This window comes from Sulfitobacter sp. JL08, assembly GCF_003352045.1.
Taxonomy (GTDB): Bacteria; Pseudomonadota; Alphaproteobacteria; order Rhodobacterales; family Rhodobacteraceae; genus JL08.
In genome coordinates, this window is the sequence record NZ_CP025815.1 from 1579157 (window position 1) to 1603012 (window position 23856).

25 protein-coding genes are annotated in these 23856 nt (G+C 58.4%); 16 read left to right on the forward strand and 9 right to left on the reverse strand.

Going from position 1 to position 23856, the window contains the following annotated elements:
* The first annotated feature begins 15 nt into the window (after window positions 1–15).
* The 4 genes from C1J05_RS07820 to C1J05_RS07835 are packed head-to-tail and all read left to right on the forward strand — an operon-like array spanning window position 16 to window position 3467.
* On the forward strand, window positions 16–936 hold the full coding sequence (locus tag C1J05_RS07820) for a hypothetical protein (RefSeq protein ID WP_114869759.1): 921 nt from the start codon (window positions 16–18) through the stop codon (window positions 934–936).
* Window positions 917–1678 (forward strand): 5-oxoprolinase subunit B family protein, encoded by a 762-nt coding sequence (locus tag C1J05_RS07825; protein WP_114869760.1) that lies wholly within the window; start codon window positions 917–919, stop codon window positions 1676–1678. Before C1J05_RS07820 ends, C1J05_RS07825 begins: the two co-directional genes overlap by 20 nt.
* Window positions 1675–2712 (forward strand): biotin-dependent carboxyltransferase family protein, encoded by a 1038-nt coding sequence (locus C1J05_RS07830; RefSeq protein ID WP_114869761.1) that lies wholly within the window; start codon window positions 1675–1677, stop codon window positions 2710–2712. Before C1J05_RS07825 ends, C1J05_RS07830 begins: the two co-directional genes overlap by 4 nt.
* Window positions 2709–3467: a LamB/YcsF family protein gene (locus C1J05_RS07835; RefSeq protein WP_114869762.1), complete on the forward strand. Its 759-nt coding sequence runs from the start codon at window positions 2709–2711 to the stop codon at window positions 3465–3467. Before C1J05_RS07830 ends, C1J05_RS07835 begins: the two co-directional genes overlap by 4 nt.
* A 66-nt stretch (window positions 3468–3533) precedes the next feature.
* Here C1J05_RS07835 and C1J05_RS07840 read toward each other — a convergent pair whose 3' ends face one another.
* The 8 genes from C1J05_RS07840 to C1J05_RS07875 form a co-directional block, all read right to left on the reverse strand.
* The gene (locus tag C1J05_RS07840) at window positions 3534–4976 is read right to left on the reverse strand and encodes a TRAP transporter large permease (protein ID WP_114869763.1); all 1443 of its coding nucleotides are present in this window, start codon (window positions 4974–4976) and stop codon (window positions 3534–3536) included.
* A 10-nt stretch (window positions 4977–4986) separates the two neighbouring features.
* A complete protein-coding gene (locus C1J05_RS07845) occupies window positions 4987–5790 on the reverse strand; it encodes a TRAP transporter small permease subunit (RefSeq protein WP_114869764.1) in 804 nt (267 codons plus the stop codon).
* Between the two features lie 105 nt (window positions 5791–5895).
* The gene (locus C1J05_RS07850) at window positions 5896–6945 is read right to left on the reverse strand and encodes a TRAP transporter substrate-binding protein (protein ID WP_114869765.1); all 1050 of its coding nucleotides are present in this window, start codon (window positions 6943–6945) and stop codon (window positions 5896–5898) included.
* A gap of 338 nt (window positions 6946–7283) precedes the next feature.
* A complete protein-coding gene (locus C1J05_RS07855; protein ID WP_114869766.1) occupies window positions 7284–9305 on the reverse strand; it encodes a PhoX family protein in 2022 nt (673 codons plus the stop codon).
* 106 nt (window positions 9306–9411) lie between these two features.
* Entirely contained in the window at window positions 9412–10470 is a 1059-nt protein-coding gene (locus C1J05_RS07860) for a YeeE/YedE family protein (RefSeq protein ID WP_114869767.1), read from the reverse strand.
* Window positions 10471–10508: 38 nt separating this feature from the next.
* Window positions 10509–10844, reverse strand: a complete 336-nt coding sequence (locus tag C1J05_RS07865; RefSeq protein WP_114869768.1) for an ArsR/SmtB family transcription factor — start codon at window positions 10842–10844, stop codon at window positions 10509–10511.
* A 33-nt stretch (window positions 10845–10877) separates the two neighbouring features.
* On the reverse strand, window positions 10878–11378 hold the full coding sequence (locus C1J05_RS07870; protein ID WP_114869769.1) for a GlcG/HbpS family heme-binding protein: 501 nt from the start codon (window positions 11376–11378) through the stop codon (window positions 10878–10880).
* A complete protein-coding gene (locus C1J05_RS07875) occupies window positions 11375–11746 on the reverse strand; it encodes a hypothetical protein (RefSeq protein WP_205389189.1) in 372 nt (123 codons plus the stop codon). The genes C1J05_RS07870 and C1J05_RS07875 overlap by 4 nt, the downstream gene beginning before the upstream one ends.
* 89 nt (window positions 11747–11835) lie before the next feature.
* On the opposite strand from C1J05_RS07875, the gene C1J05_RS07880 reads away from it, so the two are divergent.
* From C1J05_RS07880 to C1J05_RS07930, 11 genes are all read left to right on the forward strand, one after another.
* A complete protein-coding gene (locus tag C1J05_RS07880; RefSeq protein WP_114869770.1) occupies window positions 11836–12573 on the forward strand; it encodes a cytochrome c biogenesis CcdA family protein in 738 nt (245 codons plus the stop codon).
* Window positions 12574–12596: 23 nt separating this feature from the next.
* Complete coding sequence (locus C1J05_RS07885; protein ID WP_114869771.1) at window positions 12597–13175, forward strand: thioredoxin family protein; 579 nt, start codon at window positions 12597–12599, stop codon at window positions 13173–13175.
* Window positions 13176–13309: 134 nt separating this feature from the next.
* Complete coding sequence (soxX, locus tag C1J05_RS07890; protein ID WP_114869772.1) at window positions 13310–13783, forward strand: sulfur oxidation c-type cytochrome SoxX; 474 nt, start codon at window positions 13310–13312, stop codon at window positions 13781–13783.
* A gap of 51 nt (window positions 13784–13834) precedes the next feature.
* The gene (soxY, locus tag C1J05_RS07895) at window positions 13835–14251 is read left to right on the forward strand and encodes a thiosulfate oxidation carrier protein SoxY (protein ID WP_114869773.1); all 417 of its coding nucleotides are present in this window, start codon (window positions 13835–13837) and stop codon (window positions 14249–14251) included.
* A 24-nt stretch (window positions 14252–14275) separates the two neighbouring features.
* Complete coding sequence (gene soxZ / locus C1J05_RS07900; protein WP_114869774.1) at window positions 14276–14605, forward strand: thiosulfate oxidation carrier complex protein SoxZ; 330 nt, start codon at window positions 14276–14278, stop codon at window positions 14603–14605.
* Window positions 14606–14693: 88 nt separating this feature from the next.
* Window positions 14694–15542, forward strand: coding sequence for a sulfur oxidation c-type cytochrome SoxA (gene soxA, locus C1J05_RS07905; RefSeq protein WP_114869775.1), 849 nt, complete (start codon window positions 14694–14696; stop codon window positions 15540–15542).
* A gap of 96 nt (window positions 15543–15638) precedes the next feature.
* Window positions 15639–17336: a thiosulfohydrolase SoxB gene (soxB, locus tag C1J05_RS07910; RefSeq protein WP_114869776.1), complete on the forward strand. Its 1698-nt coding sequence runs from the start codon at window positions 15639–15641 to the stop codon at window positions 17334–17336.
* Window positions 17337–17418: 82 nt separating this feature from the next.
* Window positions 17419–18687, forward strand: coding sequence for a sulfite dehydrogenase (soxC, locus tag C1J05_RS07915; RefSeq protein WP_114869777.1), 1269 nt, complete (start codon window positions 17419–17421; stop codon window positions 18685–18687).
* Entirely contained in the window at window positions 18671–19735 is a 1065-nt protein-coding gene (locus tag C1J05_RS07920) for a c-type cytochrome (RefSeq protein WP_114869778.1), read from the forward strand. Before soxC ends, C1J05_RS07920 begins: the two co-directional genes overlap by 17 nt.
* A 3-nt stretch (window positions 19736–19738) precedes the next feature.
* Window positions 19739–20452, forward strand: coding sequence for a c-type cytochrome (locus tag C1J05_RS07925; protein ID WP_114869779.1), 714 nt, complete (start codon window positions 19739–19741; stop codon window positions 20450–20452).
* A 29-nt stretch (window positions 20453–20481) separates the two neighbouring features.
* On the forward strand, window positions 20482–21750 hold the full coding sequence (locus C1J05_RS07930) for an NAD(P)/FAD-dependent oxidoreductase (protein WP_114869780.1): 1269 nt from the start codon (window positions 20482–20484) through the stop codon (window positions 21748–21750).
* 42 nt (window positions 21751–21792) lie between these two features.
* Here the strand turns inward: C1J05_RS07930 and C1J05_RS07935 are convergent, their stop codons facing one another.
* On the reverse strand, window positions 21793–23019 hold the full coding sequence (locus C1J05_RS07935; protein WP_114869781.1) for an FAD-binding domain-containing protein: 1227 nt from the start codon (window positions 23017–23019) through the stop codon (window positions 21793–21795).
* 142 nt (window positions 23020–23161) lie between these two features.
* On the opposite strand from C1J05_RS07935, the gene C1J05_RS07940 reads away from it, so the two are divergent.
* Complete coding sequence (locus tag C1J05_RS07940) at window positions 23162–23794, forward strand: ATP-dependent Clp protease proteolytic subunit (RefSeq protein ID WP_114872194.1); 633 nt, start codon at window positions 23162–23164, stop codon at window positions 23792–23794.
* The last annotated feature ends 62 nt before the right edge of the window (window positions 23795–23856 follow it).

The window sequence follows — 23856 nt, forward strand, 5'->3', positions numbered from 1 at the left end:
GCGGGCAGACAGGGCATGATTGCAATGCTGGGTCATATTGCCCGCCATGGCCGGATTGGCCTTGTGCTGGGGTTGGTCGCGGGGGTGTTGCTGCCTGACGTGGCGCTGATGTTGCGCCCGTGGCTGCCCGAAATGATCGGCCTGTTGCTGTTCCTGACAGCACTGCGGATCGGCGCACGCCAGGCCATCGGATCGATCGGGGCGTTGGGGCAAAGCGCAAGAATTGTCCTGATCTATCAGGTGATCCTGCCGGTGCTGGCCTTTGGCGCATTCTGGCTGTTTGGTCTGGCGGCAACGCCCGTTGCGCTGGTTGTGGTGCTGGCCTTGTCTGCCCCCCCGATCACCGGCAGCCCGAATTTTACGATTTTGCTGGGCCATGATCCGGCCCCGGCCCTGCGCCTTCTGGTGTTGGGTACGGCCGCCTTTCCACTGACGGTTCTGCCGGTGTTCTGGCTGTTGCCGGTGCTGGGCAATGCGGGCGCGGCATTTGCGGCTTCGGCGTGGCTGATGGCGGTGATCGCGGGATCTGTCGGGGCCGGTTTTGCCGTGCGGCGGGCGTTTTTTCGCGCGCCGCGCGCCCAGGTGATTGCCGCAATCGACGGATTGACGGTGATCATGCTGGCGGTGATCGTTGTCGGGCTGATGTCGGCGCTGGGTCCGGCGCTCCGTGGTGCGCCGTCTGTGCTGGCCGGTTGGCTGGCTCTTGCCTTTGCGCTGAACTTCGGGATGCAGATGCTGGCCCATACCGTTCTGGCGGATACAGTCGCGCGGGTGCCGGTCGCCATAATCGCGGGCAACCGCAATGTGGCGCTGTTTCTTGTGGCCCTGCCGTCTGATATCACGGACCCGCTGCTGATCTTTATCGGCTGCTACCAGTTGCCAATGTACCTGACGCCCATACTGCTCAGGAGGTTTTATGTCAGACACGCGCCATAAGCCCGACACCGGCTATCCGCGGATTGCCAGCCTTGGTGTGACCGCCATGCTGGTGCAATTCGGCGCCGGGATGAGCGAGGCCGCCAACCGCGCGGCACTTGCCCTGCGCGCGCGCCTTGAGCGCGAGGGGTGGGACGGTGTCGAAGAAACCTCAACCGCGCTGGTGTCGGTGTTCGTGCGCTTTGATCCGCTGCATCTGAAACACGAAACGCTGGAGCAAAAACTGCAATCCCTGCTGGGTGAACAGGACTGGTACAGCGCGCCCTTGCCCACGGGGCGGCGGCATTTTCACATTCCCTGTGTGTTTGGTGCTGAAGAAGGGCCGCAACTGGAAGAGGCGGCGGCGCTGGCGGGGCTGGACGGGGCGGCGGCGATTGACGATCTGGCCGCGCAAACCGTTCAGGTGTTGACCATCGGTTTTGCGCCGGGTCAGCCCTATATGGGCAGCCTGACGCCCAATTGGGACATTCCGCGCCAGACCGGCCTGACGGCCAAGGTGCCCGAAGGCGCGCTGGTCGTGGCGATCCGGCAGCTGATCATTTTTGCCGCCGATGCACCGACAGGCTGGCGCCATATCGGACAAACCGCCTTTCGCTGTTTTCGCCCGGAACAGGACCAGCCCTTTGCCCTGCGTCCCGGCGATCAGGTGACATTCGATCCGGTGGATCAGGCCACGATGACTGCGATCCGCGCCAAAGATGAAACCGGCGATGGCGGGGCCCGCATCACGGAGGTCACATGAGCGTGTATCTGAACGTGATCGAGGCCGGACCCGCGGTTCTGATACAGGATCTGGGCCGCCCCGGCTTTCTGGTCGAAGGCCTGTCGCAGGGCGGCGCGGCGGATCGTCTGGCCCTGTTCGAAGGTGCAGCCCTTTTGGGCCAGTCAGCGGCTTTGGCGGCGTTGGAACTGGGCGGTTATGGCGGGGCTTTTACCGCAAGCGCGCCCTTGCGTTTTGCGGTGACAGGGGCGCGCATGCAACTGGCGATTGATGGCGCACCGATCCTGATGAACGCCAGCTATACATTGCATCCGGGCCAGACCCTGCGCATCGGTGCGGCGAAATGCGGTGTGTATGGCTATCTGCATCTGGGCGGGGGGCTGGACACGCCCAGCTTGCTGGGCAGCCGCGCCACACATCTTGGCGCAGGCATTGGCAAGGCTGTCGCGTCCGGTGATACGCTGCCTGTGGGTCGTGATCCGCACCCTGACCGGACGGGGAATGTTCTGGATGTGGCCGACCGCTGTTCAGGCGGCGCCTTGCGTATGGTGGCAAGTGTTCAGACTGGAGAATTCGCCCGCGCCGAACTGGACCGGTTCCAGCAGATCACCTTTCAGCGCGATGCGCGCGGCAATCGGCAGGGGGTACGTTTGTCAGCAGATGCCGAACCGTTCACCGTATCTGCCGGGTTGAAAATCGTATCCGAAATGATCGTACCGGGGGATATCCAGATCACCGGTGATGGCGCACCCTATATCCTGCTGGCGGAATGCCAGACCACGGGGGGTTATCCCCGCATCGGCACCGTTATTCCCTGTGATCTGCCGCGTGTGGCACAGGCCAGCCCCGGCACCAAGCTGCGCTTTGAGCTGATCGATATGGAAACAGCGCTGGCGGCCTATGCGGCAGATCAAAAAGCCACCGCCGGACTGGCGCATCAGGTCCGCCCGCTGGTGCGCGATCCCCATGACATTGCCGATCTGCTATCTTATCAACTGATCAGCGGCGTCACCGCCGGACATGACCCGATTTCTACGCAAGAGGACCCGAAATGAGCCAATCTGTCGATCTGAATGCCGATATGGGCGAAAGCTTTGGTCCGTGGAAGATGGGCAATGACGCGGCCCTTCTGGATATTGTCAGCTCTGCCAATATCGCATGCGGGTTTCACGCCGGTGATCCTGATGTAATGGCGCAAACGATGGCGCTGGCGGTTAAAAACGGCGTGGGTATCGGCGCGCATCCCGGTTTCGCTGATCTGCAGGGTTTCGGGCGGCGCAAGCTGCATCTGTCTCATGCTGAGGTTGCACATCTGGTGCAATACCAGATCGGGGCCGCGCAGGCGATGGCACGTGCCGCCGGCGGGCAGGTGCGGCATCTGAAACTGCATGGTGCCTTGTCTAACATGGCGTCAGTCGATGCCGATCTGGCGCGCGCCTGTTATACGGCGGCGCTGGATGTGGCACCCGATATCGTCATAATGGTGCTGGCGACCACCGCGATGGAAGACGTGGTGCGCGATCTGGGCTGTCCCTATGCCGCTGAAATATTCGCCGACCGCGCCTATAATGACGATGCGACGCTGGTCGACCGCTCCCTTCCCGGCGCGATGATCCATGATGCGGATTATGCCGCCAAACGCATCGTTAACATGGTACAGAAAGGCGCAATCATCGCAGAATCCGGCAAACATATCGCCACGCGGATCGATACGATCTGCCTGCATGGCGACACGCCGGAAGCGGTGGAGATCGCCACCGCCGTCAAACGCGAATTGAACGCGGCACAGATTGACGTTGCGATGTTCTAGGCGGGCAAAAGTGCGCCAGTACCCGTAACCAAAGAAAAACCCCGCCGTTTCCGGCGGGGTTTCTTTTTAGTCTCCGTAAGCGACCGATGGCAGCCACGTCACGAGTTGTGGAAACTCGAACACGATGAACAGGCCCAGCAATTGCAATCCGACAAAGGGAATGATGCCCTTGTAGATATGGCTAAGCGAGATTTGCGGCGGGCACACGCCTTTGAGGTAAAACAGTGCAAAACCCACCGGTGGCGTCAGGAACGAGGTTTGCAGCGTCACCGCCACAAGGATCGCGAACCAGACAACAGACGGATCACGCACCTGATCAAAGCCCGGGATGGCCAGTTCAAGGCCCAGAATGATTGGCAACATCAGCGGCATGATGATGATGGTGATTTCGATCCAGTCCAGCAGGAAGCCCAGCAGGAACACGATGAACAGGATGAAAACAACGGTCATGTAAGGATCGTCAAAGGCCGACAGAACCATGTGCTGCACAATCTCGTCTCCGCCATAGCGGCGCAGCACAAAGGCAAAGAAGTTGGCCGCCAGAAAGATACCGACGATGTAGCCCGATGTGTTCAGGGTCGACCGGCTGACTTCTTTCAGAACGGTGTAGTTCAGCTTGCGGTTGGTGGCTGCCAGAATGGTGGCCCCCAGCGCGCCCAGACCGGACGCTTCGGTGGGGGTGGCGATGCCTGCAAAGATTGATCCCAGAACCAGCAGGATCAGGAACATCGGTGGCACAACGGCCAGCAACACCTCTTTGATCACCGGCCAGCCGACCGCTTCGGTTTGTTCGGGCGGCGGCATCGCAGACGGGCGTATCAGCCCGTAAATAATGATGAATATGATATAGAGCGCGCCCAGGATCAGGCCGGGAAACAACGCGCCCATGAACAGATCGCCCAAGGAAATCGCCAGCTGGTCCGACATGATCACCAGCATGATCGATGGCGGGATCAGGATACCCAATGTGCCGGCACTTGCGATGGTGCCGGTGGCAATCGGTTTGGAATAATTCTGTGCCATCATCGCGGGCAGGGCCATCACACCCAACAGGGTGACAGACGCCCCGATCACGCCGGTTGATGCGGCCAGAATGATCCCGATCAGCAACACGGTCAGCGACAGGCCGCCGCGCAGACTGCCAAACAGTTTCTGCATGGAATGCATCATCCGTTGCGCCACGCCGGACTGATCCAGCATCAGGCCCATGAAGATGAACATCGGCAATGCCACCAGAACCGGGTTCTTGACGATATTGCCAAACAGACGCCCCGACAGGGCCTGCAATTTCTGGTATTCGATGCCGGTGCGATCGAATTCGATGATGTCGCGGAACGTACCGCGGAACGGATCAAGGAAGAATTCGGCGATCAACACAAAGACAAGGCTGACCCCGACAAGCGACATGGCCACCGGAATGCCGCGAAACAACATCCAGATAAACGTGCCGAACATCGCCATCACGGCAATCTCGTTCAGGGTCAGAAACTGCCCGATAAAGCTAAACATATGCGTGGTCCTACCCTTGGCTGCGCGCAGAGCGGTCAAAGACCCGCACAGCAGCGATCACGGCAATCGTCAGGACCAGCGTGATAATGATGGTGTATTTGATGTCGTAGGCGCCAATTTCGACTTCATCAAAAATCGCGTGTCGCCCGACCTCGCGCGTTGTGGTGTCTGCCGGACTGGTCAGGTAAACGCCCCACCACAGCACATAATAGACCACAAGATTGATCAGGAACATCGTCGACGGAAAGGCGAACAGCAGCTGTTTCCACAAAACGGGCCGCGTCATGATCGAAAGATTGCGCACATAAGCCGCCCATGTTGCGATACCTATAAAGATAAAGCTCAAGTTCATGAACACCTTGAGGATCCACAGATTGTGCAATCCGTTCGGGCTGTCTGATCCTTCCCACGCCGTAACGGAGGAGATGGCATAGCTCAGCGTCACGTCCCAGCACAGGATGATGAAGGGCAGGAACAGCCACGCAAGGGCAAAGATTTCGATCCGCGTTTTCTTTTCGATCGGGAAACGGTCATAAAGGATATCGACGCGCACATGGCTATTTGTGGTCACGGCATATCCGATGCCGATCAGAACCGCCGCGCCATACAGCCACCACTGGAAATCATCCAGCCAAGCCTGGTTCATGCCGATATAACGCAGCACAACCTGCGAGCAGATGGCGATCATCAGAAACGGGAATAACCACGCAAACACATTTGAAATCACAACAATAAACCTGTCCCCGCGGTTGTGGTTTTCACGCCCAACCTCTCCCGGGTCCGAGATCGCAATAATCTCGTCTGTCGTCTTCATGGTCCTGCCCCTCACATTCGAAAAGACACCGGTTTCAAATCCATCGGTGTCGGGTGTGCCGGGGCGTTTTTCGAACGCCCCGGCATCTGTCAGATGATGCGTCTATCAGTTGCGCGGACGCGGCAGATAGATGGTGTCACCCCATGTTTTGTAACCCGCACGGAATTCCTGAAGATCGGCCCAGACTTCTGCGAAATAGGCATCTTCGGCAGCCAGTTCGGCGGCCACTTCGTTCCATGTCGCTTCGAATGTCGCCAGGATTTCAGCATCCCAGACCTTGATGTTCACGCCGTTGTTTTCGGCGTTGTCGATCATCGCGGCATAGTTCTTGGCTTCGCCTTCGGCATAGTTGGTCGTGATGTTGGCAAGGCAGGCCACTTCGATCTGTTTCTGGCTGCGTTCGTCCAGACCATCCCAGACGTCTTTGTTCACCAGCAGTTCAAACATCGTTGCGGGCTGGTGCCAGCCGGGGAAGTAGTTGTATTTCGCGATGTTGTGAAAGCCCAGACGCGCATCGATCAGCGGCATCGAGAATTCTGTCGCATCAATCGCGCCACGCTCCAGCGCGGGGAAGATATCGCCCGCCGCCAGCAGTGACGTGGATACGCCCAGACGCTGCATCACTTCGGCACCAAGGCCGAAAAAGCGCATGTTCAACCCTTCCAGATCCGAGATCGAGTTGATTTCGTTTTTGAACCAACCGGATGTTTCCGGTGCGATGATACCGCAGGGCATGACGTGGACGTTATAGCCTGCTTCGTCATACATGCGCTGGAACAGTGTGTGGCCGTCATCATACAGCATCCACGCCAGGAATTCGCCCGCTTCGGGGCCGAACGGAACGGCGGCAAACAGCGACGCAGCGGTGATTTTGCCCTGCCAGTAGCCGGATGTCGCGTAAGATGCGTCAACCGATCCGTTTGATACGGCATCAAGCGCTTCCAGTGTCGGAACCAGTTCGCCCGGATCGAAATGTTCGAATTCCACGCCTTCGGAAATGCTGTTTATCTTTTCGACAAAATCAACGCCGGCGGTGCCCAGGATCGGCAGGTTTTTCCCGAACGACGACGTCATTTCGATGACCTCTTGCGCCGATGCAACATTTGCAACCGATAGGGCGGCAACAGCTGTCGCGGTATAAAGATGGTATTTCATGGTGTCCTCCCAGACTAGTTGGACTCCCCCAGGGAGTCTTTGGTAAAATATGTTTACCAGTTTATGCAGTATCGGGTATGCCCGATTTTGTGAATACCCACTAATGGGTAGAATGCGCAGGCTGATAGCGGCGCAGGGGCATGTTAATTAAAAAAGGACACGGTGCGGCGTGGGTATGGCTTGTTTTTCCGGGGAACTGCCGGAAGGTGCTTTGTTACCGCGACCGGGGTGCAATAGCCGGTTTTGCCAGCATCGGATTGATCGCGTCTACAGCGCACATAAAAACGGGGCCCCGGCGAACCGGAGCCCCTTTACACACTCGCCACCAACACACCTCTTTAAATGGCGATCTTGCCGCCACCCTGTTTGGTCACCACCAGAACCGACGGGCGCGGCGGCATGCCGTCCGCAAAGTCGGGCCAGCGCGTCGCCGGATCTTCAAAGGTCGAATCCCTCTCGAACCCCTTGAAATCCTTGGTTCCGTCCGTGCCCGGATGCTGGACGGCCAGAAACAGGGTTTCGCTGTCGTCGCTAAAGTACGGGCCGCACAGTTCGCCGCCAACGGGGCAGCGGAAGAACAGTTTGGAATGGCCGCGCAAGGCGCCTTCGGTCTCAAGGCTGTAAAGCCCGTCAGACTTCATGGTCTTGCCCCAGCTTGATCCCTGATCTGTCGAAATCCAAAGCCGCCCGTCCGCGTCAAAGGCGCAGTTGTCGGGGGATCCGAACCAGCCGTTTGCAGATGTTTCAGGGTTCCATTGTGCACCCACCTCGGCAATCGATGGATCACCGCATTTGACCAGGATCGACCACGTGCCCGTAGTGGCCGCATGATCTCCGTTGGCTTCCTTGATTTCGATGATGTGGCCAAAACTGCTTTCTGCGCGCGGGTTGGCGGCGTTGACCTGTTCGGCCGTGCGCCGGGTATTGTTGGTCAGCATGATATAGGCGGTGCCATCGCCGCGCGGCTGTGCATCTTCGGGGCGGTCCATCGGCGTGGCGCCCAGCAGATCTGCGGCCAGACGCGCATCAATCATCACGTCACCCTGATCGTTAAAGCCGTTTTCTGCCGTCAACGGGCCGGTGCCATGCACCAGCGGCAACCACGTGATCGTGCCGTCTTCGTCAAACCGCGCGGCATATAATGTGCCATCCGACAGCAGCGCGGAATTGGCGGCCGCGTCATCCCCCACCGTTCCGGCAGAAACGTATTTGTACTGGTAATCGAACCGGTTGTCGTCGCCGGTATAGATCACCAGATGCCCGTCCTTGGATACGGTGGTTTCCGCGCCTTCATGGCGGAACCGGCCAAGGGCTGTGTGTTTGACAGGGCGCGCATCCGGATTGCGCGGATCAACCTCGACAATCCAGCCAAAACGGTTTGCCTCGTTGGGATCCTTGTCGATGTCAAAGCGGTCGTAATATTTGCCCCACGCGTACCACATGCCGGGCACACCGTAGCGTTTCATCGACGCCGCCTGCGGTTGGGCGGACAGGTCGGGCTTGCCTTCGGCGTCACGCGTTTCGGTCCAGAAATAACCGTGGAAATTTTCCTCGGCCATCAGGTAGGTGCCCCAAGGTGTCATGCCGCCGGCGCAATTGTTCAGGGTGCCGATGATCGTCATGCCATCCGGGTCGGCAGTGGTTTTCATACGTTCGTGGCCCGCGGCAGGCCCTGAAACCGTCATTTCCGTGTTCAGCGGGGTGATACGCCGGTTCATCTTTCCGTCGCGCACGACGCTCCATTTTCCGGCTGCGTCTTTCGCAATCTCGACAATTGTGCCGCCATGCGCGGCCATTTCGATATCCACCAGTTCCTTGGTCATACCGGCAAAATCCTGTTTGTCCTGGCGGCCAAGACCGGGGAACATCACCTCTTCATTGGTATATTCGTGATTGACGCACAACAACCCGCGCCCCGGTTCCAGTTCGGTATATCCGACATAGTCGTTGTTATATCCGAACTGTTTCAACTGCGCCTCGACCGTCTGATTCATCGGGTCGAAATCGGGCGCATCGGCTGTAATCGGGTCGCCCCAGCGCAACAGAACATCGGCATCATACCCTGCGGCAATGTGATGTGTTTCGTCATTGCCCCATGTCAGTTCGTCAAAGTTGTAGCGGCCTTTGCCGGACATGGCGGATGCCTGTTTCGGGGCGATTATCGCAGATGTTCCGAACAGGGCGGTCGTCGCCGACACACCCAATATCCCCTTGAGCATGTCGCGGCGGCCGTACCTTGCATTGATCACGTCGCCAATGGTGCGGGTCAGATTGGGGTTTGTCGGGATATCGTCAAATGCTTCAAAGGCTTCGGCTTTGTTTCCGTGCTGGGGATCGTCGATAATGGATTTACGGCTCATAAGGCACCTTTTGCTGGCTGGCGGTCCGGCAGATCGGACCGTATGGAATTGCCAGCATTCTGACTGTGACAAATGACAGGGCGGTGACGCGTTTGTAACACCGATATTATTCTGCCAGAGAAAAGCCCGTGATCAGCTGGCGCAGTCCCAGTGCGGCACCGGCAATGATCGCAATCATGGTCACCGGCGCGCCAAAGGCAAGCACGCTGAACGCCGAAAGGCCCTGACCAACGGTGCATCCGATCGCGATGACGGCACCGGCCCCCATAATGGCCGCACCGATGATCTGGCGGCGCAATTCGCGCGGGTCATCGCAGGCCTCCCATCTGAAATGGCCCTTGATCAGGGAACCGATGAACGCGCCGATCCACACCCCGGCCACGGACCCCACCGCAAACGAAATCGTGCGTGTGCCGCCCGTCATCGCATATAGGATGGTTTCACCCAGCGGCGCGGAATAGGAATGCGACACAACCTGATTGGCCTCAAACCCGTTGGCTGCAACCCATGCGGTGCCGGCCCACCCGCTGATGATCGCCAGCCCGACAATGGCGGCCCAGATTATCGAAGAGGGGGCCGCCCGAAACGTCTGTGACATCAGCGCACCGGCGCACAGGCACAGGCCGATGGTGATCCCGATACCCGTTACGGACAGGCCGGACAACCCCGCCAGCGCGTGCGCAATTCCAGGAGGAGTGCTGCCCACAACAGGTGTCTGGTGAAACATCCAGTCGCGCAACGGGGCCAGTGGCCCCGCCAGAACCACATAGGTCGAAATGCCCATGACAAGCACGATCACGAAAGACCGCAGATCGCCGCCGCCCAGCCGGGCAATGGCGCCAAAGCCGCAATTTCCCGACAGGGCCATGCCATAACCGAACATCAAACCCCCGACGACCGAAGCCATCGGCATCCACTGGATCGACAAATAAAACGTGTCGGTACCGATCAGCCACCCGGAGCCCATCAGGGCAAAGCTGCCGGTGATCGCGACCCCGATGGCCAGCAGCCACATGCGCATGCGCACATCCGACCCTCCATAGAGCATGTCTTCGATCGCGCCCAAGGTGCAAAACCGGCCCAGCCGCGCGGCAAGACCCAGCAGCACGCCACCCAAAAGCCCGACTGCAGCCATCCATTGAGGTTCTGACAAAAGTTCAAACATCGCCGCAACCCTCCCCCAGGTCCGGTGCTGGGACTTTTCTAGTCCGTGGCGCAGAACAATTCGTACACCACTTCCAGAATTTTGCGAGGCCGGTCATCTGCGAGGCGGTAAAAAATCGTCTTTCCGTCCCGGCGGGGGATCACCAGACCCTCCAGCCGCAGACGCGATAATTGCTGGGATACGGCCGCTTGGCGCGCTGACAGCAAATCTTCCAGCTCGGTCACGGATTTTTCGCCCGACACCAGATGGCACAGGATCATAAGGCGGCCTTCGTGGCTGATCGCCTTCAGGAAATTGGACGCATTGGTTGCGTTTTCGACCATCTGGTCCATTTCTTCATCGGAAATGTCGGCGCTGAATTCAGGCAACCCCATGGCGATTATTCCTTTGTCCTCTGTCGCTGCGCCCTAGAACGCAATCTGGTCTTCAATCGCGTCTATTCCGGCCTGTGCACATTCATCGTCAAGATCAGGGCCGGGTGCGCCGGAAACTCCTATACCAGCCACCATGGAACCGCCACCTTCATATACGACAAGGCCGCCACCCAAAGGTAACGCTTCGGTGAGGTGGCGAATGCCGGATGAAATTTCGCCCGCTTGCGTCGTGACGGCCAGTTCGGTTGTACCTGTGCGGAACGACACGGCGGTCCATGCCTTGCGCCGTGATGTTTCATAAACATGTGCTCCGGCAAAGCGGTCACGTACAAAGACCTGCGGCAACCCGAAGCGGTCAACCACCGTAACGCCAACCTGATATCCCATGGCGCGGCAGGCCAGCATGGCGGCATCGGCCATTTCTGCCGCCACTTCGGGCTTCAGAACCTGAAATTCCACAAAGGCGTTGTTATCATCCGCGAAGGCGGGGGTGGCGCAGAACAGTGCGGCGGCAAAAGCCATAAATTTTTTCATGATCCTGTCTCTCCTGTATAATTTGTATGGGCGCGCAACATGTCGTCCAGCAGCGGCCAGAAAAAGTTTTCGCCGGGATATCCTTCGATCCGTGCCACTTCCTGCCCGTCCTTGATCAGTACGAACGTCGGTGTGAACGTCACGCGGCGCGCATAGGTCAGATCATCAGGTTTTGCCCGCAGATCAACGCGGCGCAATGGCGCAAACTGGCCTTCCGGCGTGTTCGGATAGGCGGGCGCAATCTCTTCGTTCCAGGCCTGACACCAATGGCATCCGGGTTGTTCGACCATGACCAGTTCAAACGCCCGAACAGCCCCCGCAGCGATCATCAAAATCGCGATACACAGCGTGGTTTGAAGAATTTTCATGATGCGGCCAAATAGCGATTGCGTTTTATAATACATAATTTGAATATGTGAATAGATCAAGCTGAACAGTGTCAGCGTGAAAGGGAACCATGTTCGATATTACATTTGCCGGGGCAATGCTGGCAGGGCTGCTGAGTTTCTTTACGCCCTGCATTTTGCCGATGGTTCCGTTCTATCTGTCCTATATGGGTGGTCTGTCGGTCAGCGAATTGCGCGAAGACGGCGCAATCGCCACAGGCGCACAGCGGCGTTTGTTTGTCTCGTCGTTGTTTTTCGCGCTTGGCGTTAGCACCATCTTTGTCTTACTCGGCATGGGCGCGACCGCACTGGGGCAGGCTTTTGGTGCCTATCTGGATCAACTGACCTATGTCGCCGCCGCCATTCTGATCGTGTTCGGCCTGCATTTTCTGGGCATCGTAAAAGTGCCGTTTCTTTACCGCGAAGCAAAACTGGAAAGCAGCGCCGCCCCCAGCACGGTCATCGGCGCCTATCTGATGGGGCTGGCCTTTGGTTTTGGCTGGACCCCCTGTGTTGGTCCGGCCCTTGCATCGATCCTGATGATCGCCAGCGGCATGGGCGATATCTGGCGCGGCGGATTGCTGTTGCTGGTCTATGGCCTGTCGATGACCGCACCGTTTGTCATCGCGGCCCTGTTCGCGAAACCGTTTCTGGCATGGGTCCAGCGCAACCGCCGCTTCATGCCATATGTCGAAAAGGCAATGGGCGTCATGCTGATCGTCTTTGCCATTCTGATACTGACCAATAGCGTGACGGTCATCGCCGACGCGATGATCCGTTGGTTCCCGTCTTTCAGCACGCTTGGATAAGGCGACACCAAAAGGAGGAAGAAATGAAACATCTGCTTGCGGGCGCTATCGCCCTGATCATGGCCCTTCCGCTCGGGGCTGCCGAACTGGGCGATGACGGCCTGCACAAAACCCCGTGGATGCGCGACACGTTCAAAGATCTGCGCGAAGATCTGGAAGAGGCGAATGCCGAAGGCAAACGGCTGGTCCTGTTCTTTGAACAGCGCGGTTGCAGCTATTGTGCCAAGATGCACAAAGAGGTGTTCCCCCGCGAAGACGTGTCTTCCTACATTGAAGACAATTACTTTGTCGTTCAGTTAAACCTGCATGGCGACATCGAAGTGACGGATTTCGACGGCGAGACGCTGCCGGAAAGCGACATGGCGCGCAAATGGGGGATTCTGTTTACCCCGACCATCATGTTCATCGACGAAGAGGTTGCAGACGGTGTATCCGCCAAGCAAGCCGCGGTCGCAGTCATGCCCGGTGCCTTTTCGGCAGGAACCACGCTGGATATGTTCACCTGGGTGAACGAAAAACGCTATGCCCTTGATGGTGATGAAGATTTTCAGCGCTACCACGCGCGCCGCATTCAGGAACGCAGCGATGGAAGCACCGATTGAACGGGCGCGAGACGCGACAAAAATACTCATTCATTCACATCAATGAATTTGTTGTTGCATCCTGAACGTCCGGTAGCCTACGGTATACACATTGCTGTCACAGCCATCCAGAAGAGACAGCCAAGGGAGGAACTATGAGGTTTTCATCTTTGACATTTGCGGCCTGCATTGCAGCAGCAGGGGCCGTATCTGCCGCAGAAGGCATTGCACCGGGCGATGTGTCCTATGACGACGGTGCCGTTGCAGCATCGCTTAGCGGGGCCGCAGGAGATGCGGAAAACGGACGTTCGGTCATGACGAACCGCGGGTTGGGCAATTGCATTGCCTGCCACGAAGTCACCGCGTTGAAAGATGCGCCGTTTCACGGCGAAGTCGGGCCACCGCTTGATGGTGCCGCAGACCGTTGGAGCGAAGCGGAACTGCGCGGCATCGTGGCCAATGCCAAGATGACATTTGACGGCAGCGTAATGCCCGCGTTCTACAAGACCAGCGGATTTATCCGCCCCGGCGATGGCTATACCGGCGACGCAGCCACCTCGATCGAACCGATCCTGTCGGCACAGGACGTGGAAGATGTGGTCGCCTTTCTGATGACACTGAAGGAATAACAGCGCCTTTCATACAGGCGCAACGCAAACCCGAGATTAAGGAGACGAGATATGAATCTCTCACGACGCGAAACACTGGCATTGGGACTTGGCGCTGTCGCGCTGACAATCATGCCATACCGCGCCAACGCTGCGGCAGATGACCTGATTGCGGCATTCACCGGCGGGGCCGAGGTAACGGATGGTGGCGTCACGCTGACCGCGCCGGAAATCGCTGAAAATGGCAACACCGTTCCGATCGAAGTCAGCGCTGAAGGCGCCGAGGCGATCATGGTTCTGGCGCTAGGCAACCCGACGCCCCCCGTGGCCACCTTCAAGTTCGGCCCGCTGGCCGGCGCGCAGGCCGCCAGCACCCGTATCCGTCTGGCAGGCACGCAGGATGTCGTGGCGATCGCCAAGATGAGCGACGGCAGCTTCAAGCGGGCTTCGTCCACGGTAAAAGTCACAATTGGCGGCTGCGGCGGCTAACCCGAGAGATAAGGAGATACGAACATGGCAGAAGGTGTAAAACCCCGCGTCAAAGTCCCGAAAACAGCGGCAGCCGGCGAAGCGGTCCAGATCAAGACCCTGATTTCGCACCAGATGGAAAGCGGTCAGCGCAAGGACAAGGAAGGCAATGTGATCCCGCGTTCGATCATCAACCGCTTTACCTGTGACTTCAATGGCCAGAACGTCATTGACGTGACGCTGGAACCGGCGATTTCGACCAACCCCTATATCGAATTTTCGGCCACTGTGCCGGAGGCCGGTGAATTCAAATTCACTTGGTATGACGATGACGGATCGGTCTACGAAGACGCAAAAGCGATTGCCATCGGGTAATCGCCCGGTTGCCCAACAATTCAGGATGCTCCCTGTGCGCGGCCTTGCGGGCCGATGTCACAGGGACGCATTTAAGGGAGGATACGCGATGACATTAAAACCAATAACAGCGGCAATCGCACTGCTGGCAGGAACGTCGACACTGGCGTTTGCCGACGAAAACGCCAAACTGGTCGTGAACGGCGAGATCGAAATGGTCACGCAAACCGCCGCGCCGGAGCATGCTGAAAACCTGTCGGAGATCTATTCCGGCTGGGTGTTCCGGACTGACGAAACCCAGGTATTGCAGATGGATGATTTCGACAATCCGGGCATGGTGTTTGTCGATCTTGGTCTGGACCAGTGGAATGCCGTTGAAGGCAGCGAAGGCAAATCCTGCGCAAGTTGCCACGAAGACGTGGAAACCAGCATGAAGGGTGTGCGCGCTGTCTATCCGAAATGGAATGAAACTGCGGGCGAGGTGCGCACCCTTGCGCATCAGATCAATGATTGCCGCGAAAACCAGATGGGTGCGGAAAAGTGGAAGTATGATGGTGGCGACATGGCCAACATGGAGGCGCTGATCAGCGTTCAATCGCGCGGCATGCCGGTGAATGTTGCAATCGACGGTCCGGTGCAGTCGACATGGGAAGCGGGCAAGGAAATGTACTATACCCGCTTTGGCCAGCTTGAACTGTCCTGTGCGAATTGCCACGAAGAAAACTATGGCAACATGATCCGCGCAGATCACCTGAGCCAGGGCCAGATCAACGGATTTCCGGTGTACCGCCTGAAAAACGCAAAGCTGAACACATCGCACGCGCGTTTTAAGGGGTGTGTCCGTGACACCCGCGCCGAAACGTTCAAGCCCGGCAGCCCTGAATTTGTGGCCTTGGAGCTTTACGTTGCAAGCCGCGGCAACGGTTTGTCGGTCGAAGGGCCGTCAGTTCGTAACTGATTGAAATAAAAGCCTGAAACATAAATGCCCCTTCCGTATCAGCGGGAGGGGACAGGATATCTGAATTCAAAACCCACCTGACGGAGCCTGTTGCCCATGATTTCTCGCCGTGATTTTTTGCAAGTTGGAATGGCCGCATCGGCCCTTGTGGGGGCGTCCGGTTTTGGAAACTGGGCCCGTCTGGCGGCGCAGCAATCCCTGACACAGGATCAACTGCTGGAATTCGACACCTTCGGCAACGTGTCGCTGATCCACGTGACGGACATTCACGCGCAACTGAAACCGATCTATTTTCGCGAACCCGAGGTCAATATCGGCGTTGGCCCGAACAAGGGCGAAGTGCCCCACGTCACCGGCGCGGATTTCCGCAAACTCTACGGAATAGACGATGGCAGCCCCTCTGCCTATGCGCTGACATACAATGATTTCACGTCGCTGGCGCAGGCCTATGGCCGTGTTGGCGGGCTGGATCGTGTATCAACAGTGATCAATTCGATCCGTGCCGCGCGCCCCGACGCGCTGCTGCTGGATGGCGGTGATACATGGCACGGCAGCTACACCTGCTATCAGACCGAAGGGCAGGACATGGTCAACGTGATGAATGCGTTGAAACCGGACGCCATGACATTCCATTGGGAATTCACACTCGGCTCGGCGCGTGTGCAGGAAATTGTGGACGGCTTGCCTTTTGCCGCGCTGGGACAGAACATTTTTGATGCGGAATGGGATGAACCGTCAGAACTCTTCAAGCCGTACAAGTTTTTTGAACGCGGCGGCGTCAAGATCGCTGTGATCGGGCAGGCGTTTCCCTATATGCCGATCGCCAATCCGGGCTGGATGTTCCCCGAATACAGTTTCGGCATCCGCGACGAGAACATGCAGGCGATGGTGGACGAAGTGCGCGATATGGGCGCGGAACTTGTAGTATGCCTGTCCCATAACGGCTTTGACGTCGACAAGAAGATGGCAGGCCGCGTCAGCGGAATAGATGTGATCCTGTCAGGCCATACCCATGATGCATTGCCCGAACCTGTGCTGGTCGGGGATACCATCATCATTGCGTCGGGCAGCAACGGCAAATTTGTCAGTCGCGTTGATCTGGATGTGCGCGACGGGCAGATGATGGGCTTTCGCCACAAGCTGATCCCGATCTTTTCCGATGTGATCGCGCCCGATCCCGTGATCACCAGCCTGATTGACGAACAGCGCGCGCCCTACAAGGCCGAACTGGAACAGGTCATCGGGCAGTCGGAATCGCTGCTCTACCGTCGCGGCAATTTCAACGGCACCTGGGATGATCTGATCTGTGATGCGCTGATATCGGAACGTGATGCAGATATCGCAATGTCCCCCGGTGTGCGCTGGGGTCCGTCGATCCTGCCGGGGCAGGATATCACCCGTGAAGATATCTGGAATGTCACGTCGATGACCTACGGCAAGGCATACCGTACCGAAATGACGGGCGAATTCATCCATGTCATTCTGGAAGATGTCGGCGACAACCTGTTCAACCCCGATCCCTATTACCAGCAGGGCGGTGACATGGTGCGCATCGGTGGCATGGGCTACCGCATTGATATCACCAAACCGCAGGGCCAGCGGATCACCGATATGACCTTGCTGAAAACCGGCGAGGCGATCGATCCGGCGAAGTCCTATGTTGTGGCAGGCTGGGCATCGGTCAACGAAGGCACCGAAGGGCCGCAGATCTGGGACGTGGTGGAAAACCACATCGCCAAGCTGGGCACGGTCAGCGTGGCACCCAATACATCTGTCAAAGTCGTGGGCACCTGATCCGCCCGCGACGGTTTGACGTGTTTTTTATTTTATCAAATTCATTAAAGTGAATTTGATAATCCAAGAAGGAGAGAATGGCATGCGTTTCAGCGCGAAGGGCAAAACACCATCGCGGCGCCAGTTTCTGGCAGGTGCTGCGGCTGCAGGGGCCGGGGCGGTTGCCGCCGGCGCCGCAAAGGCCGAAGGCGATCCGCTGATCACCGAAGTGCAGGAATGGGCGCAGGGCTTGGGCGACGGTGTGGATGAAACACCCTATGGCCTGCCGATCGAATTTGAATCCGATGTTGTGCGCCGCAACGTTGAATGGCTGACGGCGGACACCATCAGCTCGATCAACTTTACTCCGATCCATGCGCTGGATGGCACCATCACACCGCAGGGCTGCGCGTTCGAACGCCACCATTCCGGCGCGATCGAGCTGGCGAAACAGGATTATCGCCTTATGATCAACGGTTTGGTGGATACACCTTTGGTGTTCACCTATGCCGATCTGGAACGGTTCCCGCGCGAAAACCACGTTTATTTTTGCGAATGCGCTGCGAATACCGGCATGGAATGGGCGGGCGCGCAGTTGAACGGGGCGCAGTTCACCCACGGCATGATCCACAACATGGAATATACCGGCGTGCCGCTGAAGACCCTGCTGAACGAAGCCGGTGTCCAGACAGCAGGCAAATGGGTTTACGTTGAAGGTGCCGATGCGTCCAGCAACGGCCGTTCGATCCCGCTGGACAAGGCGCTTGATGATGTTTTGGTCGCATTCAAGGCCAATGGCGAGGCACTCCGAAAGGAACACGGGTATCCCGTACGTCTGGTTGTGCCGGGCTGGGAAGGCAATATGTGGGTCAAATGGCTGCGTCGGATTGAAGTCATGGACGGACCCGTCGAAAGCCGCGAGGAAACCAGCAAATATACCGACGTTCTGGAAAACGGCATTGCCCGCAAATGGACGTGGGAAATGGATGCCAAATCGGTGGTGACAAGCCCCAGTCCGCAGGCACCGATCACCCATGGCAAAGGCCCGCTGGTGATTTCCGGTCTGGCGTGGTCGGGCAGGGGGGCCATCACCCGCGTGGACGTCAGCAAGGATGGCGGCAAGACATGGGAAACCGCCCGTCTGGCTGCACCCGGTCAAAGCCGCGCGCTGACACGGTTCTATCTGGATACCACGTGGGATGGCGAAGAAATGCTGCTGCAAAGTCGCGCCATCGACGAAACCGGATACGTCCAGCCGACCAAGGCGCAACTGCGCGAGGTGCGCGGCCTGAATTCGATCTATCACAACAACTGCATCCAGACATGGTGGGTGAAAGCAAACGGAGAGGCGGAAAATGTCGAAGTCTCGTAATCTTCTGACGGGGGCAACACTGGCCGCGACACTGGTTGCGGGCCCCGCTCTGGCCGAAAAGCTGGGTCTTGGGCGTCCGGCCCTGCCCGAAGAGATCGCCGCGTGGGATCTGGATGTCAGCCCTGATGGCACCGGTCTGCCTGTCGGATCCGGCGATGTTTGGACCGGGGATGAACTCTTTGCCGAGCATTGTGCCGTCTGCCATGGTGACTTTGCCGAAGGTGTGGACAACTGGCCCAAACTGGCCGGCGGATTTGACACGCTGGACCGTGAGGATCCGGTGAAAACGGTGGGATCCTACTGGCCCTATCTGTCCACCACATGGGATTACGTCAACCGGTCGATGCCGTTTGGCAATGCCCAGTCCCTGGAACCGGACGAAGTTTATGCCATTGTCGCCTACATCCTCTATTCCAACGATCTGGTGGATGACGATTTCGTTCTGTCCAACGAAACCTTTCTGGATGTTGAAATGCCCAACGCCGACGGGTTCATCCTGGATGACCGCGCCGAAACCGAGCTTGACCGGTTTTCAGGCGAACCCTGCATGACCGATTGCAAGGACAGCGTTGAAATCACCATGCGCGCCGCGGTACTTGATGTGACCCCGGAAGAGGAAACACCTGACGCCGCGGTTGAGGAAGTTGCAACCGAAGAAGAAGCAGTGCTTGAACCGGCGGCCGAGGAAACAGCGGCAGAAGCCGTTGTCGAAACCGTCGCGCTTGACCCCGAGATGGTCGAGGCGGGCGAAAAAGTATTCAAGAAATGCAAGGTCTGCCATCAGGTTGGTGAAGATGCCACGAACCGGACCGGTCCGGTTCTGAACGGTATTGTCGGTGCGCCTGCCGGTGCTGTGGAGGACTTCAAATATTCCAAGGCGCTGATGGAAGCTGCGGAAAACGGTCTGGTCTGGGACGAGGCCGCAATGAGCGAATTCCTGACCAAACCCAAGGCGTTCATGAAGGGCACCAAGATGTCATTCGCGGGCCTGCGCAAGGAAGAAGATGTCCAGGCGATCCTTGCCTATCTGAGATCCTATCAGGAGTAGGTGATGCGCAGTGCCATCCTGATCCTGTTACTGGCTTTGGCGCCCCCCGTCGGGGGCGCTTTGGCTGAACAAGAGGTCCAGCAGATCGGGGACGCAGAGCGCGGTGAAAAACTGTTTTCCAAGTGCAGCGGATGCCACGAGGTCGGCGCCGGAGCAGAAAGCGGCATCGGCCCGCATCTGAATGGCATTTACGGGCGCAAGGCGGCGGCCATCGACGGGTTCTTTTATTCAAAGGGCATCGAACGCGCGGCCAGTGACGGGCTTGTCTGGACGTTGGAAACGCTGGATGCCTATATCGACAACCCCAAGGCGCTGGTCAGCGGCACAAGGATGAGTTTTCGTGGCATAAAAGACCCGCAGGACCGCCACGATGTGCTGGCGTATTTGCGCATTTTTTCCGACAACCCCGCCAACATTCCCGAAGCCGCGCCAACCGCGCAGGCGCGCGAGGTGGACCTGCCGCCCGAGATACTGGCGATTGTCGGCGATCCCGAATACGGCGCTTATCTGTCCAGCGAATGCAGCACCTGCCACCAGATCGACGGCAGCGATGCGGGCATCCCTTCGATCACGCACTGGCCAAAGGAAGATTTTGTCGTCGCCATGCACGCCTACAAACGGAAATTGCGGCCCCATCCCGTCATGCAGATGATGGCTGGCCGCCTGTCAGATGAAGAAATCGCAGCCCTTGCTGCATATTACGGAGCGTTGGATTAAGCCGCGCTCTTTCACGGGAGGAGAAGGCAATGACTTTAAACAGACGTGACTTTATCGGGACCACAGCGGCGGCAGCATCGCTGCTGAGCGCGCCGATGGTACAGGGCGCCAGCCACGGCCGCTCCAAGGTCGTCGTGGTGGGCGGCGGCGCAGGCGGGGCCACCGCAGCACGCTATATCGCCAAGGACAGCAAGGGCGAGATTGACGTCACACTTGTCGAGCCGACGCGCAGTTACTACACCTGCTTTTTCTCGAACCTATATATCGGCGGGTTTCGCGATATCGAAAGCCTTGCCCATTCCTATGGCACTCTGGCCTCGGATTACGGCGTAAACGTCGTGCATGACTGGGCCGTGGGCATTGATCGGGATGCCAAGACTGTGACTCTGGCCGGCGGATCGGTGCTGCCCTACGACCGCCTCGTTCTGTCACCCGGTATTGATTTCGTTGATGGCGCAGTCGAAGGCTGGGATCTGTCTGCACAGAACGCCATGCCGCACGCCTACAAGGGCGGGTCACAAACCGAACTGCTCAAGGCGCAGATCATGGCGATGCCAGAGGGCGGCACATTCGCGATGGTTGCCCCGCCCAATCCCTATCGCTGCCCGCCCGGCCCATATGAACGCGTATCGATGGTTGCGCACCTGTTGAAGGCCAATAACCCGACGGCCAAGATCATCGTCGCAGACCCCAAGGCCAAGTTTTCCAAAATGGCCCTGTTTCAGGAAGGCTGGGGCACGCATTACACAGGCATGATCGACTGGATCGGAGAGGATTTCGGTGGTGGTAATGTATCGGTCAATCCCGATGCCATGACCGTGACGATTGATGGCGAGGAAACCAAGGTTGACGTGTGCAACGTCATCCCCGCGCAAAAGGCAGGCCGTATCTGCGAAATGGCGGGCGTTACGGATGGCAACTGGGCGCCAGTGTCCGGCCATACGATGCAAAGCCGGCTGGATGAAAACATCCACGTTCTGGGCGACGCGACCAATCAGGGCGATATGCCGAAATCAGGCTTTTCCGCCAATTCTCAGGCCAAGGTCGCAGCCATGGCCATTCGCGGTGCGTTGACCGGATCATCGGTGTTTCCGGCCAAGTTTTCCAACACCTGCTGGTCGCTGATCGACACCGAGGATGGCGTCAAGGTCGGTGCCACCTATGAGGCGACCGACGAAAAGATCGCCAAGGTCGACGGCTTTATTTCACAGACCGGCGAAAGCGGGGAGCTGCGCAAGGTGACCTACGAAGAAAGCCTTGGCTGGTATGACGGGATCACCAGCGACATGTTCGGATAGGGATGATCCGACAAAGATAAACGAAAAAGCAACGCCCGCGGGTCACACCGCGGGCGTTGTGCGCTCTGACAGGTGCAGATGCTCCAGCAATTCGGGTATACGGTCACGGAACTTGAAAAAACCGCGTGTCGCGTGCGGCCATGCGGCCCCGTCATAGGGGCGCAAAAGCCGGATCAGCCGTACCTGCGGGCGTTTTGTTTCAATCTGGCGCAGCGCATCCGCGACAGGCCCGACCGGCGCATAGGGGGTGATGATCTGCGCCAGATCGTTGTTGTCGATCCAGTCGATCAGTTTTTCGGGCGGGCAGGGGCCTGTCACAGCGCCCAGCCTGTCGCGCCAACGATCACTGACGTCCTGCATGGCCCCTTGCACGAACTGCACGACATGCGGCGCAACGGCCAAGGGGCTAAGACCGTCCGTTGCGTCCAGCAGCAGCGTGGCAGCGGGGGCCCGATCTGTCGCCAGCACAAATCCGGGGCTCAGATCGTCCCCGTGCAGTATCAGCCCTGTGCGCAGGGATTTATCCCGGTCTTGTTGTGGCGCGGCCCAGTGCGGTGGCGGATCAGCAGGGGCGTCAAGTGGTGGGGCGGTCTGGGCCAGTTGCCCGTGCGGGGCAAACCGCCCTTCTGTGTATTTTTTGATGTTGTCCGACCGCGCCAGATAGGTCTTGCCCCGCGTCTGCACGCCCGCCACCCAGCGCCAGCCCAGCGTGTTCGAGGCCGGATCACCGTCCAGAAGATGGCGCAGAAAGAAATCCGCGCCCAAAACCCACGGCAGGCGCAGGGTGAAAACCCAGATTGACGCAAACCACATCCGCGCATGATTGTGCAGGTACCCGGTCTGCACCAGTTCGCGCGACCAGTGATCGAAACAGGCAATACCGGTTTCACCCAGACACGCGGCCTGCCAGTCGTTTCGCGCCCCTTGCGACGTCTGTATGTGATCCAGCGCCCGCACCAGATCGGCGCGATACTGCGCCCAGACCGCAGGACGCTGTTCCAGCCAGCCTTTCCAGTAGGTGCGCCAGAACACCTCTTGCACGAATTTCTGCGATGCACTTGCGGAATGGCGCGCCAGTGTCGCCGCCAGAACCTCTTGTTCGGTGATAAGGCGGGTGCGCAGATAGGGCGACAGGGTCGATACGTGCGTGTGCGCACCTTGCCCCAGATCGTAATTGCGCAGGCGGGCATAATCCGCGCCTGCCTTGGGCACAAAGCGTGCCAGGCGTTCCAGTGCTGCGGTGCGGGTGGGAATGAATTCAACGGTCATGAGGCGCGATCTAGGCTGGTGTTGGTCCCGATCAACCCGGCCAATCCGTCCGCCCCCCCTTGCAGCCCCCCAAGGGCAACACTAAGACTCTGCTAACAGTTCGTCGGGTATGGTCCCGACACATCAAAGCAGGCAGGCCGATATGCACGATCCTATTGATACCTACATGAACACTCTTGTCCCGATGGTTGTCGAACAGACAAGCCGGGGTGAACGCGCCTATGACATTTTTTCGCGCCTGCTTAAGGAGCGGATCATTTTCCTGTCGGGGCCGGTGCATGACGGAATGTCATCGCTGATCGTTGCGCAGCTTTTGCATCTTGAGGCGGAAAACCCGTCCAAGGAAATCAGTATGTATATCAACAGCCCCGGCGGTGTCGTGACCTCGGGCCTGTCGATCTATGATACGATGCAATACATCAAACCCAAGGTCAGCACGCTGGTTGTCGGGCAGGCGGCCTCGATGGGGTCCTTGCTGCTGACAGCGGGTGAAAAGGGCATGCGGTTTTCGCTGCCCAACAGCCGCGTCATGGTCCACCAGCCATCGGGCGGGTATCAGGGGCAGGCCACGGACATCATGATCCACGCCCAGGAGACGCAAAAACTCAAGACGCGGTTGAACGAAATCTATGTGCGTCACACCGGCCAGACCCTGAAAAAGGTCGAGGCTGCGCTGGAGCGCGATAATTTCATGTCTCCCGAGGAAGCACGCGACTGGGGCCTGATCGACGAGATCGTGGCCAGCCGTCCCAAAGGCGATGACGAAGAGAGCTAAGACATCGCGGCGTGGCCTGATGCAGGATCACATCGTGTGGTCCTGCCATCGGCGCCAAGCGC